Origin of the sequence: Streptomyces sp. NPDC096105, assembly GCF_044763335.1 — a bacterium.
Lineage (GTDB): Bacteria > Actinomycetota > Actinomycetes > Streptomycetales > Streptomycetaceae > Streptomyces.
In genome coordinates, this window is the sequence record NZ_JBIWGC010000012.1 from 189,643 (window position 1) to 213,100 (window position 23,458).

17 protein-coding genes, 1 tRNA gene and 5 pseudogenes are annotated in these 23,458 nt (G+C 69.4%); 11 read left to right on the forward strand and 12 right to left on the reverse strand.

From position 1 onward, the window contains the following. Positions 1–125 precede the first annotated feature (125 nt). Positions 126–1,148, reverse strand: a pseudogene (locus tag ACIQ8B_RS20395) (helicase associated domain-containing protein); the annotation flags it as partial. A gap of 23 nt (positions 1,149–1,171) precedes the next feature. On the opposite strand from ACIQ8B_RS20395, the gene ACIQ8B_RS20400 reads away from it, so the two are divergent. Both ACIQ8B_RS20400 and ACIQ8B_RS20405 read left to right on the forward strand, forming a co-directional pair. Further along, positions 1,172–1,957, forward strand: coding sequence for an ATP-grasp domain-containing protein (locus tag ACIQ8B_RS20400; RefSeq protein WP_403548517.1), 786 nt, complete (start codon positions 1,172–1,174; stop codon positions 1,955–1,957). Beyond that, positions 1,954–3,519, forward strand: coding sequence for a pyridoxal phosphate-dependent decarboxylase family protein (locus tag ACIQ8B_RS20405; protein WP_403548519.1), 1,566 nt, complete (start codon positions 1,954–1,956; stop codon positions 3,517–3,519). The genes ACIQ8B_RS20400 and ACIQ8B_RS20405 overlap by 4 nt, the downstream gene beginning before the upstream one ends. A 146-nt stretch (positions 3,520–3,665) precedes the next feature. Here the strand turns inward: ACIQ8B_RS20405 and ACIQ8B_RS20410 are convergent, their stop codons facing one another. Beyond that, entirely contained in the window at positions 3,666–4,127 is a 462-nt protein-coding gene (locus tag ACIQ8B_RS20410) for a hypothetical protein (protein WP_403548521.1), read from the reverse strand. A gap of 757 nt (positions 4,128–4,884) precedes the next feature. Here ACIQ8B_RS20410 and ACIQ8B_RS20415 point away from each other — a divergent pair. After that, positions 4,885–6,051 carry a cytochrome P450 gene (locus ACIQ8B_RS20415; RefSeq protein ID WP_403548523.1) on the forward strand — a complete coding sequence of 389 codons (1,167 nt, stop codon included), beginning with the start codon at positions 4,885–4,887 and terminating at the stop codon, positions 6,049–6,051. A 24-nt stretch (positions 6,052–6,075) separates the two neighbouring features. Further along, positions 6,076–6,483 carry a transposase gene (locus tag ACIQ8B_RS20420; RefSeq protein ID WP_403548525.1) on the forward strand — a complete coding sequence of 136 codons (408 nt, stop codon included), beginning with the start codon at positions 6,076–6,078 and terminating at the stop codon, positions 6,481–6,483. Between the two features lie 525 nt (positions 6,484–7,008). On the opposite strand, the gene ACIQ8B_RS20425 is transcribed toward ACIQ8B_RS20420, so the two are convergent. Next, positions 7,009–9,279, reverse strand: coding sequence for a heavy metal translocating P-type ATPase (locus tag ACIQ8B_RS20425; RefSeq protein ID WP_403548527.1), 2,271 nt, complete (start codon positions 9,277–9,279; stop codon positions 7,009–7,011). An 80-nt stretch (positions 9,280–9,359) separates the two neighbouring features. Next, the gene (locus ACIQ8B_RS20430; protein WP_290010383.1) at positions 9,360–9,638 is read right to left on the reverse strand and encodes a heavy-metal-associated domain-containing protein; all 279 of its coding nucleotides are present in this window, start codon (positions 9,636–9,638) and stop codon (positions 9,360–9,362) included. Between the two features lie 824 nt (positions 9,639–10,462). Here ACIQ8B_RS20430 and ACIQ8B_RS20435 point away from each other — a divergent pair. Next, on the forward strand, positions 10,463–10,996 hold the full coding sequence (locus tag ACIQ8B_RS20435; RefSeq protein ID WP_365420854.1) for a CbrC family protein: 534 nt from the start codon (positions 10,463–10,465) through the stop codon (positions 10,994–10,996). Here ACIQ8B_RS20435 and ACIQ8B_RS20440 read toward each other — a convergent pair. Then, positions 10,993–11,166, reverse strand: a pseudogene (locus ACIQ8B_RS20440) (transposase); the annotation flags it as partial. The gene ACIQ8B_RS20435 and the pseudogene ACIQ8B_RS20440 overlap by 4 nt on opposite strands. Before the next feature lie 87 nt (positions 11,167–11,253). Continuing rightward, positions 11,254–11,968: pseudogene (locus ACIQ8B_RS20445) on the reverse strand (IS6 family transposase). A gap of 68 nt (positions 11,969–12,036) precedes the next feature. Here ACIQ8B_RS20445 and ACIQ8B_RS20450 point away from each other — a divergent pair. Further along, positions 12,037–12,390, forward strand: a complete 354-nt coding sequence (locus tag ACIQ8B_RS20450; protein ID WP_403548529.1) for a Tn3 family transposase — start codon at positions 12,037–12,039, stop codon at positions 12,388–12,390. 207 nt (positions 12,391–12,597) lie between these two features. On the opposite strand, the gene ACIQ8B_RS20455 is transcribed toward ACIQ8B_RS20450, so the two are convergent. Then, positions 12,598–13,497 carry a LysR family transcriptional regulator gene (locus ACIQ8B_RS20455; RefSeq protein ID WP_403548531.1) on the reverse strand — a complete coding sequence of 300 codons (900 nt, stop codon included), beginning with the start codon at positions 13,495–13,497 and terminating at the stop codon, positions 12,598–12,600. Between the two features lie 131 nt (positions 13,498–13,628). Here ACIQ8B_RS20455 and ACIQ8B_RS20460 point away from each other — a divergent pair, with 131 nt between their 5' ends. The 4 genes from ACIQ8B_RS20460 to ACIQ8B_RS20475 all read left to right on the forward strand — a co-directional run bounded on the left by ACIQ8B_RS20460 (position 13,629) and on the right by ACIQ8B_RS20475 (position 17,987). After that, the gene (locus ACIQ8B_RS20460) at positions 13,629–14,507 is read left to right on the forward strand and encodes an NAD-dependent epimerase/dehydratase family protein (RefSeq protein ID WP_403548533.1); all 879 of its coding nucleotides are present in this window, start codon (positions 13,629–13,631) and stop codon (positions 14,505–14,507) included. A gap of 193 nt (positions 14,508–14,700) precedes the next feature. Next, positions 14,701–15,654 (forward strand): DMT family transporter, encoded by a 954-nt coding sequence (locus tag ACIQ8B_RS20465; protein WP_403548535.1) that lies wholly within the window; start codon positions 14,701–14,703, stop codon positions 15,652–15,654. A gap of 98 nt (positions 15,655–15,752) precedes the next feature. Further along, complete coding sequence (locus ACIQ8B_RS20470; protein WP_403548537.1) at positions 15,753–17,123, forward strand: amidohydrolase family protein; 1,371 nt, start codon at positions 15,753–15,755, stop codon at positions 17,121–17,123. A 477-nt stretch (positions 17,124–17,600) separates the two neighbouring features. Then, the gene (locus ACIQ8B_RS20475) at positions 17,601–17,987 is read left to right on the forward strand and encodes a hypothetical protein (protein WP_403548539.1); all 387 of its coding nucleotides are present in this window, start codon (positions 17,601–17,603) and stop codon (positions 17,985–17,987) included. 29 nt (positions 17,988–18,016) lie between these two features. Here the strand turns inward: ACIQ8B_RS20475 and ACIQ8B_RS20480 are convergent. Next, positions 18,017–19,230, reverse strand: a pseudogene (locus ACIQ8B_RS20480) (IS3 family transposase). Positions 19,231–19,624: 394 nt separating this feature from the next. On the opposite strand from ACIQ8B_RS20480, the gene ACIQ8B_RS20485 reads away from it, so the two are divergent. Continuing rightward, the gene (locus tag ACIQ8B_RS20485) at positions 19,625–19,930 is read left to right on the forward strand and encodes a hypothetical protein (protein WP_290010398.1); all 306 of its coding nucleotides are present in this window, start codon (positions 19,625–19,627) and stop codon (positions 19,928–19,930) included. Between the two features lie 617 nt (positions 19,931–20,547). Here ACIQ8B_RS20485 and ACIQ8B_RS20490 read toward each other — a convergent pair. The 4 genes and pseudogenes from ACIQ8B_RS20490 to ACIQ8B_RS20505 form a co-directional block, all read right to left on the reverse strand. Continuing rightward, positions 20,548–20,784: a hypothetical protein gene (locus ACIQ8B_RS20490; protein ID WP_403548541.1), complete on the reverse strand. Its 237-nt coding sequence runs from the start codon at positions 20,782–20,784 to the stop codon at positions 20,548–20,550. 268 nt (positions 20,785–21,052) lie between these two features. Further along, positions 21,053–21,860, reverse strand: a pseudogene (locus ACIQ8B_RS20495) (IS5 family transposase). A gap of 361 nt (positions 21,861–22,221) precedes the next feature. Then, a tRNA-Met gene (locus ACIQ8B_RS20500) sits at positions 22,222–22,295 on the reverse strand. Positions 22,296–22,338: 43 nt separating this feature from the next. After that, positions 22,339–22,542, reverse strand: coding sequence for a cold-shock protein (locus ACIQ8B_RS20505; protein ID WP_009192932.1), 204 nt, complete (start codon positions 22,540–22,542; stop codon positions 22,339–22,341). Positions 22,543–23,458: the final 916 nt, after the last annotated feature.

Genomic DNA, 23,458 nt, shown 5'->3' on the forward strand with positions numbered 1-23,458 from the left:
GCACCACGCGGCCAGCACCGCCACGTCGATGCACACCCTCGCCGACAGACAGAACCAGATGCGTGCACACACGGCCCCCGCTGCGGCACCGCAACCTCGGCTTGGCGCCCCCGGTCAGGCGAGCGTCACGCCCACCGGACGCCCAGCTCCCGAAGCGCGTCCAGCTGCTCCGCGGTGAGCTTGTCCCGCCGGGTCTTGGTGTTGGAGACCCACACCCCCAGCTTCACGGTCACCGGCTCCGCCTCACTGCCGACCAAGATCTCCTCCGCGTGCCCGCGGGGCACCGGCCGGTGCGCGCCTTCCCGTTCCACCCACTGGGCGAGGGCCGCAAGCCCCCGCTGGAACGCCTGCTGCGCCTTGCCCGTGCCCTTCGCCGCCGTACCGCCGGCCCCCGCCCGGGCCGCCCCCGCCGGGAAGGAAGACCGGCCCTCGAGCGGCTGCACGCCCAGCACGGTCAGCCGTTCCTGCTGCTCGGCCGACAACTGCTTCCAGGCGCCGGGCTGTTTCTGCCGCTTCAGCCAGCGTCCGATGTCGTCACCGTCCATGAGGACGCCGGGTGCGATGTCGGGCAGTACCCCGTCGGTGTCGACCAGGTCGGCGAGCACGCGGCAGTGGCGCTGCCAGTCCAGGGGCCAGGGACAGTCCCACTCCGGGTCGACCGCGGCGAGCTGCGCCGCGCGTACGGCGGCCCGCCGCGGGTCCTTCCCGAGACCATCCTTGCGCCGGAGGTTGGCCATGTACTGCCCGACAGGCACAAAGCCGCCGCCGGCCGGGTCGTCCCAGACGGCATCCTGCCTCGGAGCGAGGTGTCCGGTGGCCCGCCGGAAGGAGCGCAGCGCGGCGAGTTTGTTCTCCTAGGCTTCCTCGCCCGGCTCCCAGACCATCCCGGCCTCGGGCGCGTCCAGCAGCTCCTTGCGGTGCGGCTCCAGCTCACCCGCCCGCAGCGCCTTGCGCTGCTGGTGCACCCACCTGCCCAGCGGGAACGCCTTCGTCGCGCCAACCTCGGCCTCGGTGTCGTAGGGAATGGCGTACAGCCCGGTGATCCCGTTCTCCATCCGCCAGCGCAGCAGGGCCTGGCAGCCCTCCAGCCAGCCCAGGGACTCGGGCCGGTAGACCCGGGTCCGCAGGAAGGCCGCGATGGTCACGGCACACCCTGCGGCTCAGCAGGCTCGTGCCAGGACTGCCGCTGACCGTCAGTGCCTGCGCGGGGGCGGACCGGACCGTCGTTTCCGCCGTCTCCCACCAGCTCGTAGGCCTCCCCGGACTGACTCCGGGATGGGGCACGCACTGCGGCAACCAGCTCCTGGACGACTCCGCCCTGCCCGCACCGCTCCTCTCCCACGTCCGGGACACAACTCGTGCCGTCGGAGACGTGCTGAGACGGCACGGCTTCCGGGGCGTCTTCGGTCTCGACCTGGTCATCAATGACGGGACGCCCGTGGTCATCGAGATCAACCCGCGTTTTCAGACGGTGGCGTCCTTGGCCCAGGCGGCCGAAACCGCCGCAGGTCTGCTGCCCCTGCTGGGACTGCACGTGCTGGCCTGCCTGCTGCCCGAACTGCCGCCCGTCCGTGCCATGACGCGGCCGGTGCCGCGGCTTGGCCAGCTCGTCGTGCACGCCCGACGGCCCGGACACGTCACGACCCTGCCTCGCCCTGGTTATTACCGGCTGGCGGAAGAGGGGCCCCTCGAACTGATCGAACCGCTCGACCGGCCCGGCACGTTCGACGAGACGGCTCTGCCCGACCCCCTCCCGCGGCAGGAGGCCGGGACCGCCCTGGTCTGGCCGCACGCCTCCCCGGGCCCTGTCCTACCCGGCGACGAACTCGCGCTGGTGCAGACCGGCCATCACCTCTGCGACGTGTCCCCGCGGCCCGCCCTCGGCCCCTGGACTCGGTCCTGGACCGAACGACTCCTCACCCACGAGATCCGCACCACGACAGGTGATCCCGTATGACCCGCGACGCGCCGCCCACCGCCACGGGCTCCATGGCCAGTGCCTCCCCGAGCACCAGCCGGGTGCCGTCGGCCCGTCCCGCGAGCGCTGATGACCCCTCGCATCCCTACCGCCCCGGTGAACTCGCCCTATCGGTCATGGAGATGCGAGACGCCGGCCACCATGCCATCGACCTCGTCGTCCAGCGGCTGTGCACGGCGGCGGACGGCCCGCCGCATGCCGTGGCCGATCCCGTCGAGCTCGAAGCACTTCTCGACGAGCCGCTGCCCGAGAACGGCAGCGATCTGACCGGACTGCTCGACCACCTCGCCCAGGACGTACTGCCGCTCGGCATCCGGTTCGACCATCCTCGCTGCTTTGCCTTCGTGCCCACCACCGGCAACTATCCCGCGGTCCTCGCCGACCTGCTCTCCACCGCCCACCTGAGCGTCCCCGGCGCATGGCTGGTCGGTTCAGGCCCCACCCGCGTCGAGCTGACCGCCCTGAAATGGTTGAAGGAGCTGCTGGGCCTGCCCGGACACTGGGGCGGCCTGTTCGTCAGCGGCGGTTCCGTCGCCAACCTCACGGCACTCGCCGCCGCCCGCGACCATCACCTCGGCGGTGACTTCACCAGCGCCCGCCTCTACTGCTCCACCCAGGCCCACCCTTCCATCGCCCGCGCGGTCCACCTGCTGGGCCTCGGCCGAGATCAGCTCATCGCCCTCGAACCCGACACCGGCCAGCGCCTCGACCTCCAAGGCCTGGCTGCCCGGATCGACGCAGACCTCGCCGCCGGCCTGCGTCCCTTCGCCGTCGTCGCCACCGTCGGAACCACCAGCACCGGCGCAGCCGACCCCGTCACGGACCTGGCGCGGCTCTGCCGCCGCTACGGTCTGTGGCTGCACGTCGACGGCGCCCACGGGGCAGCGTCTGCTCTCTCCGACCGCGGCCACGACCTGCGCGATGCGCTGGGGCGCGCCGACTCCCTCACCTTCGACCCGCACAAATGGCTGTTCCAGCCGTACGAGACCGGCTGTGTCCTCGTCCGCGACCCGGAACTTCTCAGAGCCACCTTCCGGATGTCCCGCCACCATCTCGACACCGGATACCTCCACCCTGCCGAGGCCCGCTACGACGAGGTCAACCTCGACGACCTCGGCCCCCAGCGATCCCGCGGCCTGCGTGCCCTGAAGGTGTGGCTCTCCCTCAAGACCTTCGGTGCTGCGGCCTTCCGCCGTGCCGTCGACCACGGCCTCCACCTTTCCGACCACGCAGCCGCCCGTATTACCGCCCACCCCGACCTCGACCTCGCCAGTGCCCCCGGCCTCGGCATTCTCACCTTCCGCTGCCAGCCCCCGGGCAGTCCCACCGACCCGCCCGCCGTCGACCGTCTTCAGCAGTCCGTCAGCGACGCCGTCCGTGCTACGGGCCAAGCGCTGCTTCTGACCACCCGCGTCCACGGCCGGACAGTCCTGAGGATGTGCACCATCAACCCGGCCACCACCACGGCCGACATCGACGCCGTGCTCGAACTGGTGGTCCGGGCGGGGCGAGAGGCCGGGGCCGGGCAGAAGCCTCAGTGACACCGGAAGACAGCAGTCCGTCAGCCGTCGAAGCGGGGCCTCCCATCCGACCGGTCAGTTCTCCGACCGAAACCGCTGACGGGCTGCCTCGACCCGCTGGTCGTAATCGGAGGCGCTCCGAGATCGAGCCAGCGGGCAGGCTGCCTTCACCCGGGCGCAGGACGTCGTATGACCTCGACGTGGCGGAGGCGGCTTCGCGAGCGGCGCCGCATACTCCGTGGGCCCTCCATGCCGGCAAAGCGCCGTTCGTGCAGCAGAAAGCTGTTGCGGAAGCCCAGGGAGAGGGCCCTGGTCGACACGAACCGGCGGGTTTTCTCGTTGTCGTTTTCCGTGCCCAGCGACTGTACGTAGGAGCGCCCGTTCCGGCTGCTCCCGTCATCACTGCTGTCGTTGATGCCGCTGTCGGAGGAGGGCTCGGCATTCACGGTCTCGGTGACCTCGACCTCAACGGTCCTTGTCACCACCGGCGTCGGCTCGGGTTCTGCGATGGCGGCCATGGTTGCGGCGACGGCCGTGGCGGGCCGCGCCCTGGCCGTGGCCGGTTTGGCGTCGTCTTCGGACTGTGAGCCGTCGACGCCGATGCCGAGGAAGAAGGCAAGGCCGAGCACGGGCAAGACGCACCGCTTGCGGGCCTATTCGGGCGCGGGCTGCTCTGGCGCGATGTACGGGCTGGTCAAGTAACCTCCTGCTGTGGCTGTTTAATTTTTGCCGATAGTCAGGTGATGTGGAGTTTATAGCGTTTTGGTGAGGAAATGATCAATTCGTGACACCCTGGCAGCTTGCTGAAGATGAGCCCGTTAGCCGCTTCTGTCTTTTCTTGGCCGCCGACCGCTCCGCGAGGCATGGCGCCGATGGGCGCAGATAAGCCGAAGCCCGACAGGTTTCACGTGGGCAGGACTTCTGTTACTGCCGCAGCATTCTTGGCTAATTCCGATAGTTCACCAGGTTTCGGTGTGGGAGTAGCGTCAGTGCGTGCCTGTGGCGGGCCGCCGGAGTTCCTTGTGGCCCGGTACAGCCGAATTGAGCACTGGCCGACAAGGAGGATCACGATGTCGTGGGTGACCAGCAGCCTTCGGGCGCTCAGTGGTGAGATGCGTGCACGGTGGCACGGGTACTTCGTCGGCTACGGGCAGCAGGACTGACGCTCGGCAGCCGGACCAGGCGCAGCCCCGACCGATAAGGAGGGCAGCAACGATGTCATGGATCATCCAAAGCCTTCGCGGGCTCGGCGCTGAGGCGCGTACACGGCGCCACGCGTACGGCGACAGGTACGGGCACAACGCCTGACGTCCTCTCCCGTAAAAGGGTGGGACGCGAGGTGGACCGCCGCGCGTCCCGTCCCCCGTCAGATGGGCGGATGACCCCTTGCTCCTGGACAGGAAGAGTCTGTGGCCGCAACTGCGGCGATGGGAGAAGCAAGCCGCGGGCCGCAACGGTCCGTTCAGGCTCCGCTTCGGCACCCTGTTCGTGGCCGATGCCGACGCGGCCCGAAACATCCTGGTCGACTCGGCCGGTGACTACCTGTCCCAGTCCGGGTTTCTTCGCCTGGGACCCGAATCCCTGCCCCGTCAGGTCCGGAGTGAAGCCTCCCACGAGCTGCTCAGGGTCCTGTCCCGGCACGACCTCGCGTCATCGTTCGACCTCGCCTCCGCCCTCGGTGAGGTGAGTGACGGTCGCGGCCGCCTGTGGCACCAGCGCTGGGGCGTCGAACTGGTGCGGCGGTACTTCGCCCCCGTCATCGCGCACCCGCGCCATACCGATATCAACATGCTCGTCGACGCCTACGTGACGTCGAGCGTCGTCGCCGACGACATCGTCGGCCATGTGCTGAGACGCTCGCACCGTACGGTGCCGGCCGTCCGGGCCGGGCTTGCCGAGCAGCTCAGTCGACTGCCAGCACCCGAAACGGGCGCGCAGGACCTTGTCGACCTGGTGCTGGGCCTGCCCGAAGGGCTGTCCCCAGCCGATCGCGCGCAATTGCTGCAACGCCTTGTCCTGTCCACAGTCGGCTTCACCGGCGTGACCCTCGAATGGGTTGTGATGCTCGGTATCAGGCACGGCTACGACACCCCGGCGGTGCGACAAGAGCAGGTCCATCGGCTGGTCAAGGAGGCGTTACGCCTCTACCCGACCGCCTGGCGCCTGATCAGAGTGGCCGCGACCGACCACGCTATAGCCGGCTCCCGGGTCCGCGAGGGTGAGCACGTCCTGATCGGCACGCACGCGATCCACCGGTCGGCGACCGTATGGGACAGGCCCCTGGACTTTCGCCCCTCACGCTGGGAGCAGCCGACCGACGGCCAACGGCGTTCCTACCTTCCCTTCGGAAAAGGCGAGGGTATGTGCCCGGCGAACGGTTTCGCCATCAGGGCCCTCGAGCATCTCAGCCACCTCATCCTCCGTGATTACCGGGGACACGTGCGGCTGCGCGCCCGCAAACCTCACGTCCGCACGCTCCTGGCCCCGCCTGCAGGCTGGACCCGGCTCACCCCCGCTCCGCCACCCGATGGGCCTGTACGGCGAGTGGTGTAACTCCCGAGCATGAAGCGGTAGTTGATGATTACTGACGTGAGTGTCTCCGAGAGTGAAGGTCAGGCCGTCGGGCCGGCTGGGGTGGATGACGAGCTGGTCGCTCAGTTGGTGGCGCGGGCCCAGGCCGACGGGCCGCGACTGACCGGTGAAGGAGGTTTGCCGCAACAGCTGACCAAGCGGGTGCTGGAGTCCGCTCTGGAAGGTGAGCTGACCGATCACCTGGGCCATGAGCACGGCGAGAAGGGTGAAGGCGGGCGGGAGAACTACCGCAACGGGCGCCGGGGCAAGACGGTGTCACCGAGGTCGGCCCGGTGGAGATCGAGGCGCCCCGGGACCGGGCGGGCGCGTTCGATCCGATGCTGGTCACGAAGCGGTAGCGGCGGCTCGGCGAGATCGACGAGATGGTCCTGTCACTGTCCGCCCAGCACGTGATGCCGGTGTCCGTGAGCACGCGGACGATGCCGTATTCGCGGGCGGCCCGGAGGTCGTGGACGGCACCGGGAAGAGCCGGTGATGCCCACAGCAGCCGGCCGGAGGGGTCGGCCAGAATCTGTACGTTCATCCCGTGCTTCTTGCTGCCGGCGGCTGCTTCCCGCACCCGCGGGGACGGTCCCCCTGCGGAGGCGCGCACCGTCGCCCGGATCCTCTGCTCCCCGCACCCGCGGGGATGGTCCCACCGGTCTGTACGAGATCCCCCTCGCCGGCGTCTGCTCCCCGCACCCGCGGGGCACTGCCTTGCAGGCGGCGGGTACGGCAGACCGAGCATGCTGACCTCCCGCGGCCCGGCCACCTGGCCCTACGGGGCCTGACCATCGCTGCCGCGGTGGACGAAGTCGCGCATGCGGCCTCCCTCGTGCGCCATGAACGGCGCCCTCCCCCGGGGGACGGGAGGGGTAACAGAAAAACGGGGGGCGGGCCTGTCGGTCCGCCCCCCGTCCGTGCGGCGGGGTCGAGGTGTCAGCCGGCGGCCTTGAAGCCGCGCAGGCGCAGGCTGTTGCCGACGACGAAGACCGAGGAGAACGCCATGGCGGCGCCGGCGATCATGGGGTTGAGCAGTCCGGCCGCGGCGAGGGGGAGGGCGGCGACGTTGTAGGCGAAGGCCCAGAACAGGTTGGACTTGATGGTGCCGAGCGTCTTGCGGGCCAGGCGGATGGCGTCGGCGGCGGCGCGCAGGTCGCCGCGGACGAGGGTGAGGTCGCCGGCCTCGATGGCGGCGTCGGTGCCGGTGCCCATGGCCAGCCCGAGGTCGGCCTGGGCGAGGGCTGCGGCGTCGTTGACGCCGTCACCGACCATCGCCACCGAACGGCCCTCGTCCTGCAGGCGCTTGACGACGTCGACCTTGTCCTGGGGCATGACCTCGGCGATCACCTCGTCGATGCCGACTTCCGAGGCCACCGCCTCGGCGACGGCCTTGTTGTCCCCGGTCAGCAGGATCGGCGTCAGGCCCAGGGCGCGCAGCCGGGTGATTGCTTCGGCACTGGTGTCCTTGACCGCGTCGGCGACCTCCAGGACCGCCCTTGCCTCGCCGTCCCAGGCGACCGCGATCGCGGTGCGGCCCGCGGCCTCGGCGCCGGCCTTGGCGCGCGCCAGTTCGGTCGGCAGTTCCAGGGCCCACTCGGCGAGCAGCTTGGTCCGGCCCACCAGGACCGCATGGCCCTCGACCACACCCTGGACGCCCAGTCCGGGCACGTTGGCGAAGTCCTCCGGGACCGGCAGGGCACCGACCCGCTCGGCGGCGCCCGCGGCCACCGCCGCTGCGATCGGGTGCTCCGAGGCGTGCTCCAAGGCCCCCGCCAGGCGCAGCACCTCGTCCTCGTCGGTGCCCTCGGCGGTGTGGACGGCGAGCAAGGTCATGCGGCCGGTGGTGACGGTGCCGGTCTTGTCCAGAACTATGGTGTCGACGCGGCGGGTGGACTCCAGGACCTCGGGTCCCTTGATGAGAATGCCGAGCTGGGCGCCGCGCCCGGTGCCGACCATCAGCGCGGTCGGGGTGGCCAGCCCCAGGGCGCAGGGGCAGGCGATGATCAGGACCGCCACGGCGGCGGTGAACGCGGCCGTCAGCCCGGCGCCGTTGCCGAGCCAGAAGCCCAGGGTGCCCAGGGCCAGGGCGATGACGACCGGGACGAAGACGCCGGAGATCTTGTCGGCGAGGCGCTGGGCGGCGGCTTTGCCGTTCTGCGCGTCCTCGACCAGCTTGGCCATCCGGGCGAGCTGGGTGTCGGCGCCCACCCGGGCGGCCTCGACGACCAGGCGGCCGCCGGCGTTCACGGTCGCTCCAGTGACGGTGTCCCCGGCGCCGACCTCGACGGGGACGGACTCGCCGGTGAGCATCGAGGCGTCGACGGCGGAGGTGCCCTCGACGACCGTGCCGTCGGTGGCGATCTTCTCGCCCGGCCGGACCAGGAACCGGTCACCGACCTTCAGCTCGCCCACCGGGATCTGTTCCTCCCGGCCGCCGCGCAGGACGGTGACGTCCTTCGCACCCAGCTGAAGCAGTGCCTTCAACGCGGCCCCGGCCTTGCGCTTGGAACGGGCCTCGAAGTAGCGGCCGGCAAGGATGAAGGCGGTGACACCGGCGGCGGCCTCGAGGTAGATGTTCCCGGCGCCGTCCGTGCGGGCGATGGTCAGCTCGAAGGGGTGGATCATGCCGGGGGTGCCGGCGGTACCGAAGAACAGAGCCCACAGCGACCACAAGAAGGCGGCCGAGGTACCGACGGAGATGAGGGTGTCCATGGTGGCCGCGCCGTGCCGCGCGTTGGTGAACGCAGCGCGGTGGAAGGGCCAGGCGGCGTAGGTGACGACCGGGGCGGCCAGGGTGAGGGAGAGCCACTGCCAGTACTCGAACTGTAGGGCCGGCACCATCGCCATCGCGATGACCGGGATGGCGAGCACCACGGCCGTGACCAGCCGCTGCCGCAGCGGCCGTAGCTCATCGCCTTGCGTCTCCTGGCCCGGTCCGTCGTCTCGACCGTCACCGGTCGCGCCGGGCGTGGGGTCCGGTTCCGGCTTGCGGGCGGTGTAACCGGTGGCCTCCACCGTGGCGATCAGGTCCGCGACGTCGAGGTCTTGGCGGAAGGTGACCTTGGCCTTCTCGGTGGCGTAGTTGACGGTGGCCTCGACTCCGTCCATCCGGTTCAGTTTCTTCTCGATCCGGGCGGCGCACGAGGCGCAGGTCATGCCGCCGATCGCGAGTTCGACCTCGGCTGTGTCGGGGACCGTGGTAGCCATCACTGCTCCTCGGACTGGGTGGGTGGAAGAGGGAAGAAAGGACCGGGCCCGCGGGCGGGACCGGCAGACGAGCGGAGCTTTCAGGCCGCGCGGCCGGTGAGCTCGTAGCCGGCGTCGTCGACGACCTTCGCCAGCAGCGCGTCGTCCGGTTCGCCGGAGCTGGTGACGGCGACCTGGCCGCTCTCCAGGTCGACGACGACGGCCAGAACGCCGTTCAGGGCGCCTATCTCCTTGGTGAGCGTGGCCTTGCAGTGTCCGCACGTCATTCCGGAGACGTTGTAGACGGTGGTGGTGCCCTCGGTGGCCTCGGTCGCGGCGGTGTTGGTGGAGCAGCTGCCGTCGGGGGTGCAGCAGGACATGGTTCCTCCCGGAGGATGCGATCACTGGTGTACCCCAGGGGGGTATCGCTGACGCCACTATGTATACCCCCTAGGGGTATCCTTGGCAAACGTCTCCGCATCGCTTACATATACCCCTGGGGGGTATACGGTCGGGGACGCCCGTCAAGGAAGGCGACGACACCGCCGAGAAAGGGTCCGTCATGAACACCGGCGTCAGGATCACTGCTTTCACCGCCGCCGTCGCGGCGACCTTCGCCGCCGCCTACGGTGTCGGCGCGGCCGCCGGCCCCCCTCACCTCCGACCCGGAGCCCGCAGCCCACGCCGAGCACAACCGGCCGGCAGCCCCCGACCACAACGTCGGCGGGCACAGCGGCCACGCTGACACAACGCCCGCAGGCCTGCAGATCTCCCAGGCCGGATACACCCTCGACCTGAAGACCCCCAGCCTGACCGCGGGAGAGAAGAACCCGCTTCGACCGCTGGCTGGAGACCTTCACCGACCCGCTCGACGTCCTGGGCGACCCCACCCACGCCGCCCAGCCGGCCGCCGCTTTCCGCCGCTGGGCGTCCGACCCCGCCAACCGGCTCCTTTGCCGGAACGAGCAACGGTTCGCCGGCCAGCCCGTCCATCCCCGGCTGGCCAACGACGACCTGCGGGCTGTCGCCGAACTCTTCGCGTTCGTCGCCGCCAACCTGTGCTGCTTGGAAAGTTACAAGCTGTCTCAATTGGCTGGACTGCGAAGAAGCTGAGACCGAGCTTGATCGGGGACCTGCTCGCGGACAGACTGCTCTCCATGGGATCAGTGGGCATGGCAACCAGGCAGCAGGGCGGGAACCGACGATGAGTGCTGGCCTGCCCTTCTTTCGCTATCACCCCGATCCCCTCGCCAGCGGGTCCATCCGTGCGGCCGCCGATACGTGTGCCTGCTGCAAACGCAGCGTGGGCTGGATCTACACGGCCACCTTCTACACCGCACACGAGGTGAACGGACGTTTCTGCCCGTGGTGCATCGCAGACGGGAGCGCAGCCGAACGCTTCGCAGGTGAATTCACCGACTCCTACGGGCTTGACGGCGTCAGCGAGGACGTCCTGCACGAGGTCACCCGCCGCACCCCCGGCTTCCACGCATGGCAGGACCCGCACTGGCTGGTCCACTGCCAGGACGCGGCCGCCTTCGTCGGCGAAGTCGGGTACACCGAGTTGGTGGCGCATCCCGAAGCCCTCGCCCAACTGCGGGCCGACATGCGCCTCGACGGCTGGCACGACGAAAACCAGCTTGAGCACTTCCTGACCCACCTGGGCGACGGGGCGACCGCCATGCTCTTTCGCTGTACCGTCTGCGGCGCCCATCTCGCCTACGCCGACGCGTCCTAGAAGTCGCCTGCTCGGGTGAGTCGGCGGTAGCAGATGAGGGTGCAGGCGAGGCTGGTGAAGGCGAGGAAGTGCTCGGCCTTGCGTTCGTAGCGGCGGTGGAGTCGGCGGCAGCCGACGAGCCAGGCCATGGTTCGTTCGATGGTCCAGCGGTGTCGGCCGAGTCGTTGTGATGTCTCGACGCGGCGCTGTCACGTTGTCGAGGGGGTTGTGCTTGGCGGGGTGCCGGGGCGTGCCGGGGCCGGGTTCCGGCTCTGTGCTCAGGCCGTGGCGGGCAGGCCGGCGGTGCCGGTGATCTGTTCCCGGACAGTGAAGCGGATGGTCATCTCGGCGTGATGGTCGGGGGCGGTCATCAGGTGGCGGTGGGGGCGGAAGTGGGGGGAGATGCCGCTGAACGCGGACAGGAAACGCTGGGCTCCGCCGGTGGAGCGGAAACCTTTCATGGCGCGTTCCCGCTGCCGGGCGGGCTGGTGGGAGTTCTCGGCCCGGTTGTTCAGGCCCTTGTGCGAGCGGTGTTCCACCCAGGGCATGACCTCACGGTGCGCCGCGCGGCAGGAACGGAGCTGATCGGTGACGATCACCCTGGGCACGGCCCCGGTCCCTTTGAGGAGCCGACGGAAGAAGCGCCTGGCCGCGGCCTTGTCGCGCCGGTTCTGGACGAGGATGTCCAGCACGTCGCCGTTGTGGTCGACGGCCCGCCAGGGGTACTTCCGCTCGCCGTTGACCGTGAGGAAGACCTCGTCCAGGTGCCACCTGCCGCCCGGCCTCGCACGCCGGCGGCGCAGGGCGTTGGCGTAGGACTGCCCGGACTTCAGACACCACCGGCGGATCGTGGGACACGATGACGCCGCGCTGCAGCATCAGCTCCTCCACCTCACGGAATGACAACGGGAAGCGGAAGTACAGCCACACGCAGTGCGAGATCGCCTCCACCGGATACCGGTGGCCCTTGTACGACGGCGGCGTACTGCCCACGGACAACCCCCTCCACCATGATCAACTCGAAGATCATCCCACCCCGCCAGCCAACGTGACAGTGCCTGATGGAGTCCTCCAACGGCGCGAACTCCGTGATCGCCTACGGCAAGGGCGGGGAGATCGCATCGAACCGGCGCGACGAGCAGGAGACGTTCGTCCTGTGCCTGCGGATTCTGCAATCGGCCCTGGTCTTCGTGAACACTCTGATGGTCCAAGACATCCTCGGCGAACCGGAGTGGGTGGACCTCCTCACACCTGCGGACCGGCGCGGCCTGACCCCGCTGTTCTGGTCCCACGTCCGGCCCTACAGCGAGGTCAACCTCGACACGGGCACCCGCCTCAACCTCGCCGCGGCCTCTCTACCATGCTCTCGGGCCCCGGCCGACCAGGCGGCGCGATCCACCGTGGAGAACAAATGAACCTGCGCAGCACTGCGAGCGGGGGCCGTACAGGCGTCTCGCGTGGCGAGACCCCGACGAGTGGCTGCCCCGGGCTCATGGCGCGGTGATCTGGATCGCGATCTCCATGAACGCCTTCAACCGGGTCACCGGTCATGAGCAAGTACCCCGCCCACGCGAGCCCGGTGGATTTCGGGAAGTGATCCGGGCACGGCCGGGGATGTCCGTTCAGAACATGCGGTCGCGCCGGATGTGGTGTGGGATCAGGTCGAGGAAGGCATGCAGCGCCCGCGTCGGCGGACGCGTCGCGGAGACGACCACGCTGAGCGTCCAGGCCAATCGGGCGTCCGCGAGGGGGACGGTACAAACGGCGTCCCCGGCCGCCGCGGCGAAGTCCGAGGGCAACAGCGCCACGCCCAAGCCGTGCGCCACGTAGTCCACGATCGTGGTGATGTCCGAGACCTCGATGAGGACCCGCCGGGACAGCTCCTCCTTCGTAAACGCGTCGTCCGCGATCTGGCGTTGCCCGAAACCGGTGGGCATGTCGACGAAGGATTCCCCGGCGATGTCTCTGAGCCGCACACGCTTCCGGCAGGCCAGTGGGTGATCGGCGGGGACCAGCAGCTGGACCTCGTACCTCTTGATGGCCCTCGATCTGAGGCGATCGTCCTTGATATCGGCTCCTACGAAGGCCACGTCGACGTGGCTCTCCTTGATCCGCTCGATCAGCCCGGAGGTTCCCCGCTGGGAGGTCTCGGTACGCAACCGGACCTCGGGATGACGGCGGTGGAATTCACCGGCCAGCGCGGGTACGTCGATGACCGTCAGCCCGCTGAGGACGCCAACGGTGAGGCTGCCGCGCAGCCCCGTGGAGAGTGGCTCCACTGCCGCCCGGGCCCGGTCGAGTACCTCGATCGCGGTCCGCGCCTCGGGGAGGAACGCCGAGCCGGCCTCCGTCAGTCTGACCGACCGCGTGGAGCGGAGGAGCAGTTCGGTCCGGAGCTCGTGCTCCAAGGCCTTGATGCCGGCCGAGAGCGTGGACTGAGTGACGTGCAGCCGCTCGGCCGCCCGCGTGAAGTTCAGCTCCTCGGCGACGGTGATGAAGTACTCCAGCCGCTTCTGGTCCACACCCATTCCTATTAATCGGTATGTCCGATCAAGAATTCGAAAACATTCGTTGGACACGATAGCTGGGCAGGGCGACCGTTGTCGTGCGGGCCAACGCCCGGACCAGGAAACGTCAGCGAAAGAGGATGGCCATGCGCGTACTGCTCACCGGCGGCACCGGCTACATCGGAGCCGCGGTGCTCGATCGGCTCATCTCCGGCGGCCACCAGGTCGCTGCCCTGGTCCGCTTAGCCGAGAAGGCCGAGCTAGTGCGGGCCAAGGGCGCCGAGCCTGCGGTTGCCGACCTGGCAGACGGCCACGCCCTGGAGGAACTCGCGACTGCGAGCGACGGCGTGATCCACCTGGCGTCGCCAGGGGACGAGACCAGCGCGACCGTCGACGAGGTCGCCGTCACCAGCTTCCTGCACGCGCTGCGGAACACGGACCGGCCGTTCGTGCACACCACCGGCGTCTGGCTGCACGGCAGCGGTTCGGCGATCACCGAGTCGTCCGGAATGAACGCCCCGCGGCTGACCGCCTGGCGGGCGCCGCTCGACAAGCTCGTGCGCGACGCGCAGAGCGTCCGGACCTCGGTCATCGCACCGGCAGTGGTGTACGGCCACGGCGGCGGTCTGCTGAACCTCGTCGCCGCCGGTCCTCGAACCACCGGAAACACCCCGGCGCTCACCATGATCGGTTCCGGTGACCAACACTGGAGCATCGTGCACGTGGACGACCTGGCCGAGCTTTACGTGCTCGCGCTGGAGAAGGCCCCGGCCGGTTCGTACTTCATCGGCGCCAGCGGTACGAACCCGACCGTACGGGAGATCACCGAAGCGGTGAGCCGCTCCATCGGCCTGGCCGGACGCGTCGAGCCCGAACCCGTCGTGCAGACGCTCGACCGGCTCGGCCTGCTCGGCGAGGCCCTTCTCCTCGACCAGCAGGCTTCGGGCGACACGGCCCGGCGTGTCCTGGGTTGGCCCCCCACGGGACCGTCGGTCCTCGACGACATCGCGCGTACTGGCTTCTGAGAAAGGCCCGCGTCCCGGGCCCCGCCACAGGCGGGACCCGACCGGCCATCGGCGGCCGGGCCGACCGGGCCCTGCCCGGCCGCAACCCTTCTTGAGGAACTTCGACATGAGTACTCCCACCGCTCCAACCGGGTCAGGTCATCGCCGCCCTGCTGGGCCCGGTCCCCAGTCGGCGGAACAGTCCCGCCCATCCGTGCCTCGCGGCGGCTCGCTGGCCGTCACGGCAGCCATCGCAGCCGGCATGGTGGTGCCGGTACAGGCCCGTCTGAACGGCGAGCTGAGTCATCGCCTCGACGACGGCATCGCCGCGGCGGCGATCAGTTTCTCGGGCGGACTCGTCCTGTTGTCCCTCCTCGCGCTCTTCTCCCCCGGGCTGCGCGGCGCGCTGCGCCGCCTGGCCGGCGCTTCACGGGATGGCCGGCTCCCCCGCCGGTACCTGCTGGCCGGTGTGCTCGGCGGCACGTTCGCCCTGGCCCAGTCCACCGTCGCGCTGGTCACTGGAGTCGCCGTGTTCACCGTGTCGGCCATCGCCGGTCAGACCTTCGGCGGTCTGATCGTGGACAGCCGGGGTATCGGCGGCGGCCTGCGGCAGCGCCCGGGCGCCGCCCGGTTCACGGGAGCGGCCGTCATCCTGGTGGCCGCAGTCGTGTCCGCCCTGCCCCGTTTCGCCGACACCCTCGCGCCGGGCACGATCATCCTGCCGGCCCTCGCCGCCCTCGCCGCCGGCTTCCTCCTCGGTGTGCAGCAGGCACTCAACGGAGCGACGATGGCCGCGTCGGGCTCGCCGATCGCAGCGACCTGGCTCAACTTCCTTGCCGGTGCGGTGTTCCTCGCCGCGGCCTGGGGGGTGAAAACACTCGTGCAGGGGACCGCGGGGGACCCGCTGCCCACCAGCTTGTGGGTCTACCTCGGTGGTCTGTGCGGCGTGGTGTTCATCGGCGCCTCGGCATTCCTGGTGCGCCGGATCGGTGTCCTGCTGCTGAGCATGGCCTCTATCGCGGGGCAGCTCGCCAGTTCGATCGCCCTGGACTTCCTGGTCCCTTCGGGCGGTCGGTCCCCCTCCGCCCTCACCGTCCTCGGTGCGTTCCTCACGTTTGGCGCCGTCTGGATTGCCTCCCGACGCCCTCGTGACACCACCGCGAAGTGATCCACGTCCGCGCCCGGACCGGACGCGGACCCGACCCACCACCCCTCTCTCGACGGAGAAGCAACACAGTGCCGCCCACGGCACGAAAGGAACCACAGGTGTCCCAGAACCAGCCGCAGAACAACGAACGCATCCTGATCAAGGGCGCATACCTGATGACGCAGGACGACAAGCTCGGCAACTTCGTGGGCGATATCCTCATCGCCCACGGCAGGATCCTCAAGGTCGGCCGGGACCTGTCCGACGACCGGGCCAGGGTCATCGACGGCACAGGGAACGCCGTGCTGCCCGGTTTCATTGATACCCACCGCCACAACTGGCAGGGAGCGCTGCGCAATCTCGGCCCTGCCTGGACCTACCAGGAGTACCGCAGCCAGGTGCAAATCGGCCTCGGACAGTACTTCGACCCCCGGGACGTACACATCGGCAACCTGGCGGCGGACCTGATGTCCCTCGACTCCGGGGTGACGACCGTTCGGGACGAATCGCACATCAGCAACAGCCCCGAGCACTCGGACGCGGCGATCGCCGCGCACTGGGAGTCGGGCATCCGTGCCGTCTTCGACCACGGCTGGCCGTCGACGGAGGCCGAACAATGGCAGTTCGGCAGCGACCGCACCCACCCCGACGACATTCGGCGCATCCGCAACGAGGTGCTCTCCGACGACTCGGCGCGGGTAACCCTCAACGCAATGCTCCGCGGACCGGAGCTGTCCACCCCCGATGTGTCCGAGCATGACATCCGGCTCGCCCGTGAACTGGGCCTGCGCATCAGCATGCACGTGGGCCTCGGCGAGTGGGGGGCGGAGCAGCAGGCCGTACGGCAACTGGAGGAGGCCGGGCTGCTCGCCTCCGACATGACGTTCATCCACCTGTGCACGTCGACCGACGAGGAGCTGAGAATGCTGGCCGCACGCGGCGCCACCGCGTCCGTGGCCGGCGCCCTCGAGGTCTTCATGCCGGGCCTGGGCCAGCCGGCCACCAACCGGCTGCTGGCCGCCGGTGTCCGCCCGAGCCTCAGCGTGGACACCGAGACGATCGTAAGCGGTGACATGTTCGGCGTCATGCGGGCGACCCTCGCCTACCAGCAGCTGATCCTCGCCGGTGCGGCCGGGCCCATGGACCGTGTTCCCGGCCTACCCACGTTCAACGCCGCCGACCTGCTGTCCTTCGCGACCATCGAGGGCGCACGGGCCGCGGGGATCGACGACCGCACCGGCAGCCTGACCCCGGGCAAGGAGGCAGACCTGATCATGATCCGCCTCGATCACGCCAACATGCTCCCCGCCACGGACGTTGCGGCCACGATCGTCGCGGGCGGCCACGCCGGCAATGTCGACCTGGTCGTAGTGGCCGGTGCCATCCTCAAGGAGAACGGTGTACTGAAGGGAGGCGACGCCGTCTTCGACGAGGCCGCGGCCTCCCGTGACCGGCTCTTCCACGCCGCCGGTCTGCCGCTCCCGGTCTGAGCCGACCACCAGGCAGGCACGGGGCCGACGCGAACGACGACCCGGCCGACAGACGCACGTCACCGTGGCGCACCGGAAGCCGCTTCGACACGCAACCGGCGTCCCCCGTAGCAGCAGAGCTGCGCACTCGTGCCACCGCCCTGATTCGCGCTCTGGGCCGCCGTCGCGGTAAATGCCGGATTTACTGCGGCAGACCCCCTATGGCGATCTTCGCGACCTGCGGCGGACTCTCCGACCGCCGCAGGCGAGGTGTCCGCATTTACTGCGACAGGACCGGAGGGGCGGGACGGACGTGGCGATCGAACCGGTGACCGAACTCGGGAGCGGGGGCGTGCTGCGTGTGCCGCGCGCCCGGGTGGTGCCCTGTCCGCCCCGCCCGCGTCGTACACCGCGGCGGTCGAGCGATACCTCACCGGCGCCGGGATCGCGAAGTCCTCCGCGCGGATCTACCGGATCTCGCTGACGACGTGGGGATGGATGCTCGCCGGGGAACCGGCACCGACCGGACCCGCCCGCCGGGGCGCGAAGCCGCCCGTCTTCCCCGTCGCCGCGGTCGACGACCCGGCGCTGCCGGAGGCTCTGGCCGAGCTGGCGGCGGCACGGGTGGACGAGATGGACGCCGACACCGTCAACCGGGAACTGTCTATCGCCCGCAAGGCGATCGGGTGGTGGCAGCGCCAGGGCTGGATCATCGGCGACCCGACGATCGGCATCGAACGGCGGCCGGCGCCGCCCGACCGCATCAAGGCCTTGACCGAGAACCAGACCGCCGCCCTGTGGCGCCTGGACGTCTCACTGCGGGAGAAGACTAATCTCTCCGGACACTGGGGACTCAAGAACACCGGCGAGCCGCTGCACCGGTGAGGTTGATCCCCGGGAGTGGACACCGGTTTTCATGCGATGAGCGAGAGCGTACGTGTCGTGATCAGTTGTTGTTCGAACTCGGCTGGTGTGAGGTAGCCGAGGGCGGAGTGGCGACGGCGCCGGCTGTAGTACGACAGCCAGCGGAACAGCTCGAGCCGGGTCTGGGCCTTCGAGGTCCAGCGGCGCCCGCGGAGCAACTCGCGTTTGAGGCCTTGGAAGGACGACTCGGCGAGGGCGTTGTCGTAGCTCGAGCCGATCCGGCCCATGCTGCGCCGGATACCGTGCCGACGGCAGACGTCGGCGAAGGCGGCCGCGCTGTATCGGGTGCCCCTGTCGGTGTGGGAAACGACGCCGTTCACCCGGCTGCCGCGGGCGGCCACGGACATCTCGATCGCGTCGGTGACCAGCGAGGTGCGCATGTGGCCGGCGATCGACCAGCCCACCACCCGCCGCGAGCAGATGTCGATCACCGTGGCGAGGTAGAGCCACGTCGTGCCGACGGGTATGTAGGTGATGTCGCCGCATCACCTGGTGTTCAGCCTGCCGGCGGTGAAGTCGCGCATCACCAGGTCCGGCACGGGCGGCGCGGTCCTGTCGGTGATCGTCGTCCGCTTCTTCTTCCGTAGATGCCGGCCGACGATGTGGTTGACCCGCATCAGCCGTGTCACGCGCTTGCGGTTGATCCGGTGTCCACGGGCACGAAGCCCCGCATGGACGCGCGGGGCACCATAGGCGCCATGGTGCTCGGCGTGGACGGCGCGGATCTCGGCCACGGTCCGCTTCTCCTCGGCCTGGCGCCCGGCACGGGCCTGCTCGGTGGCCAGATGGCGGTAGTAGCCGGCCCGGGATGCCCCGAGCACCCGGCAGATCCGCTTGACGCCGAAGTCGGCACGGTTGTCGGAGATGAAGTCCCAGCGGCAGGGTGTCACCTCACCTCCCGAGCGAAATGGGCGGCTGCCCGGCGCAGGATCTCGCGCTCCAGCTGCCACTCTTTCTCGGCCTTGAGCAGCCGGGCGTTCTCCGCACGCAACCGGGCCAGCTCCTCAGCCTCGCTCACGTCGGCGCCGCGGCACTCGCGCACTGCCTGGGACTCGTTCTCCTTGCGTACCCACGTCCGCAGCCACTCGGTGGTGATGCCGAGATCCGCTGCCACCGCGGCGTAGGTGCGCTTGCCGCCCGCAGCCTGATAGAGCGCGACGGCGCCCTTCCTGAACTCCTGCGGATACGGAGACTTGCGTCCCACCTGGACATCCCTCCCTGGACCATCAAGATCCATTGTCAGGGTGTCCACTCCAAAGGATCAGCCTCAGACGACATGTCCGGCCGGTTGGTGCGTATGACCAGCGCCAGAAATTCTTTCCGGTTCGGCTCGCCCGCTCGGCCCGGCCGTGAATGACCGTCGCCGAAGGCCGGGAAGTCGACTGCCCGTCCTGATCCACGTGCTGTCAAGTCGCGGCCCAGCGTCGGCGTTCGCCCACCTCACAGCCACAGCCATCGCGCTGATTGTCGTGGCCAAGGCCCGATGGGCTGTTTATTTCGCTGTGCGCGGGCACTTGGTAGACACGACGTCGATCTTGGCGCGTTCCTTACCCCCGGAGTGCCACAGGCACTCCCCACGATGAGAAAGGTGCCTTTTCATGAGCGCTGTGAACCCGGTCGGCAACGCAGGCCACCACACGGGCACCGATACGGCCGCTCACCGACCGCGCAGGCTGTCGACCGAGACGAAGGCCGCCTTCAAGACCACCGAGTTCTTCGCCTATATCGCCGCGGTCGTCGCGGTGCTGATCGCCTCCATGGTCGTGGGGGACGACGATGGCCACGCCGACTACTTCCGTGCCGACCAGGCATGGCTGTACATCGTGGTCCTGACCGTCGGTTACATGATCAGCCGGGGTCTGGCCAAGTCCGGCAGCCGCGACCCCTACGACGAGTCCCGCTAAACATCCCTTCGTCTCCCGGGCCGCAGGAGCTGAAGATGGCTCCTGCGAGAACAACGGACACAGGCTCCATCGACCGCCCCGGCACCGTCGTAAAGGCAACGAATCAACCAAGCCCAATACCTGATGTCGAAGGTCCCCGCGCTCCTGGAGCGGCGGGGACCTTCCCTGTCGAGGACTCCGGGAAAGCACGCATCGGTCCAAGCGCTCGCTCCCTCCGGCGAATCTGCAGGCGTGCAGGGCGTCTCTCGCCATTACCCCGGTCCTCGCCTCGATGGAAATTGTGGCCAGTTGGACGACGGAAGGGGTCGCCCCAACCACACTTCTATGCCCTCCGCCCGCGCCGCACAGTAGGCGCCGCCGTGCTGCCGGCGGCGCCGAGGGCCCCTCGACATCAGCGTCAGGTAAGGCGGTGAGCCCTGCCCGTCCAGGCGCTCCGCGGCGCGTGCGAGTGCCAGCAGAGCACGGCCAAGTGGCTTCAGATGCTGGGCAGGCTGCGGATGAGTTGGCGACCCTCGGCATCGTCATCAACGCCCGTTCTTCGCCTCCGGCTGCACATCCCGACCACAGGCCTGACCACGCGCTGCCGGTACCCCGACCATGGGCCCGACTGCGGCAGGTCAGCGTCCTGTCCGCAGGGTCGGCGCCACTGGGTGGCCGGGCCCGGCTCCATCGGACAGTGCGCCGGCCTGAGTGACCCAGGCCAGGAGAGCGACCAGGACAGTGGCGACGGTCAGGGAGACCATGACCGAGCCCTTCAGTCGCGGGTGGCGGAAGACGAGAAAGCCGAGGCCGATGACGGCTGCCAGGCCGAAGCCGATGCAGAGCAGTACGACGAGCAGAGCGAGCGTGGACACGAGGTCCCCCTCAGGGTGTGAGCACGCGTCGGGTCCGCGTGCGATGGAGTGCGGAGCGTGAAGACTCCTCAGCCCTTGCGTCTCGGCGACGGCTCCTGACAGGGCGGCGCCAGGATGCGTGATACCAGGGCAAGCTCCGCAACCCCGGCCTGACCTGCACCCATACGTCAAATGTCGGCTCCGCCACAGAAGTTGGTGCGCTGGGCGCCCGGCCGGTGGTGTGCCTGATCGGCCCGCTACTGCCCTCGCGTCGCGGTTACCGATCATTTCAGAATGAGGTTCGGAGTCGTCGTAAGCAGAGGATGCTGCAGGCGAGTTGGAGCAGTCCGAGGTGGAGGCCGGCGCGTATCTCGTAGCGGGTCCGCAGGCATTTGAACTGGTGGAGCCAGGCGAAGGTCCGCTCGACGACCCACCTGGTCCTGCCCAGGCCGGATCCGTGGGCGGTGCCCTTGCGTGCGATCTTCGGCATGATGCCACGAGCGCGCAGGAGGCGACGGTACTTGTCGTAGTCGTAGCCGCGGTCGGCGAACAACCGCCGTGGTCGGTGACGTGGCCGGCCCACCAGGCCGCGGATGCGGGGTATCGCGTCCAGCAGGGGCATGAGCTGGGTGACGTCGTGACGGTTTCCGCCGGCCAGGGACACCGCAAGAGGTGTTCCGTGCCGGTCGGTGATCACATGGTGCTTGCTTCCTGGGAGGCCGCGGTCGACCGGCGAAGGTCCGGTGTGAGCCCCCTTTCCAGGGCCCGGACGTGCGAGCCGTCGACCGCGGCGTCCTCCATGTCCAGCAGACCCGTTCTGCGGAGTTCCGCGAGGAGGAGGGCGTGCAGGCGGGGCCAGACGCCGGCCTCGGTCCAGTCCCGCAGGCGCCGCCAGCACGTCACCCCGCTGCAGCCGATCGTCTCGGTCGGCACGTCCGCCCAGGTCACACCCGTGCGCAGGACGTAGATGATCCCGCGCAGGGCGGCCCGGTCATCCGCCGGCAGTCGGCCTGGATACCGCCGACGCCGCGACGGACGAGGAGGAAGCAACGGGGCGACACGTTCCACAGATCATCAGGCACAAGATCATCCGACACTCGCAGAAGTCTGCCGTCGGCCCCGCCCACAGCCAAGCCCTACACCAAGCTCATTCTGAAATGATCAGTATGTGCGGCCGGGGCCCTGGGGGCGGTGCGGCTGGTGCACGGTGGCCTGCTGCTGGCCGTGGTCGCGGAAGGCCGGGGCCGGGTGCGGGGTGGCCGGCGGCCCGCTGCCGCTGGTGGTCGCGAATCTGCTCGCGGGCAGCGGGGACGCGGCCTTCGCCGTGGAGGAGGAGTCCAGCTCGTCCAGGTGGGGGGTACTCGTCGTCGTCCCCGCCCTCGGCAGCGGCTGTACCCGCCCGGCTCCGTGCGCAGGAATGCGAGAGGGGTCCGGCTGATGCCGGACCCCTCTCTTTCGTAGCGGGGACAGGATTTGAACCTGCGACCTCTGGGTTATGAGCCCAGCGAGCTACCGAGCTGCTCCACCCCGCGTCGGTGAGACCACTCTACACGGGGGTGTGCAGGCCAGCGGTGGTCAGCCGCGGACGATGTTCTCCGCCTGGGGGCCCTTCTGGCCCTGGGTGACGTCGAACGTGACCGGCTCGCCCTCGACCAGCTCGCGGTAGCCGTTGCCGGAGATGTTGGAGTAATGGGCGAAGACGTCCGGTCCGCCGCCGTCCTGGGCGATGAAGCCGAAGCCCTTCTCGGAGTTGAACCACTTCACGGTGCCGCTGGCCATACCGCTTCCTTCGGTCTTGCCGGCGGGGCCGGCAGGGATGCATAGCGGGCTCTTCCCTGCGGGAAGGCGCCCGACATCCTCTCTACCCCGGCCGGGGCCGCGTCATACGATCATCTGTCCACGAGCCGGACAGGCCTGGTGGGTGAACCCGCGCCCACGCGCGGAGGATGACTTCGCCGCCGCGGCAGGGTAGGGCTCAGACAGCTGTGGCAGACCCCCAACCGTGCGACCGCACGAAGAGGCCTGGTCCGCCACCACCGCGGGGGTGACGGACCGGGCCGGGACCACGGTGCCATAGCTGTGCTCGGCGCGTGTGGCCTGTGGGTGAGATTGCCGCAGGAAAAGGGCCGGGTGGCACGGGCCGTGTCCGCTTCCAGCGGGCCCCGCACCGAGGCCGTCCCTCATCCGACGCGTGGGAGCGCCGCCCAAGCCCACCGGTATGTTCCGATCCAGCGAGCACCGTCTGGAGTGGCTTCGTCCACTTCCACGGCCTCTGGCTCACCTTCTGTGACGCGACCCCGTGAGCCGGATTGTCGTGAACATTCGGGGATAAACGAGAAGGGAACCAGCCGAAGGGGGGAGGAGGACCTCATGCAAGGTGGCATGACGCCTCTGAGGAATCGCTACCTCGCTGCGTGCTTTATCGCCGTCATGTACCTGCTGATTGGCGCCCTGTTGGCCGGCTTGCTCGCTGCGGCGCTCTCGCCCAGCGGCGTGTGGGCAGGAGCGGCGGCTCTCATGGGCGGGGCTCTTGGGGCCGGCTTCGGTGCGTGGCGTCTCCGACGGACGCCCGAGGGTGAACGCGCCGACGACCACATCTACTAACGAGCTCGTGCACAGTAGGCGGTGGGGCGTCGAGGACTTTGGCGGGGCTCGGTGTTCACCTCGGCCGTGCCGAGGTGAGGTCGACGGTCTG